This is a genomic window from Bacillus cereus group sp. BfR-BA-01381, assembly GCF_022663555.1.
In the GTDB taxonomy this organism is placed as follows: Bacteria; Bacillota; Bacilli; order Bacillales; family Bacillaceae_G; genus Bacillus_A; species Bacillus_A pacificus.
Window position 1 is genome coordinate 1 of sequence record NZ_JAKUFR010000373.1, and the last position, 206, is coordinate 206.

Genomic DNA, 206 nt, shown 5'->3' on the forward strand with positions numbered 1-206 from the left:
ATTCCGAAACGTTATCTTGCTCCAGGTGTCCTGATGTTTCTATATCTGATACCTCCGTATTCTCTTTTTGCGAGTCCATAGTACTTTCTTCTGTCGTCGCTAACTCCATTGCATTTCCTTCTTCATATCCAGCTTCGTAATTAGAGGAATCATCTTGTTCTACTTGTTCTGGTGTTTCTACATCTGATAACGGTTCATTATTTTGT

At 38.8% G+C, this 206-nt stretch carries 1 protein-coding gene; it reads right to left on the minus strand.

Annotated elements, in window-relative coordinates; genetic code table 11:
* A partial coding sequence (locus MR079_RS29110) for a hypothetical protein (protein ID WP_242295128.1) occupies nt 1-206 on the minus strand: 206 nt, incomplete at both ends.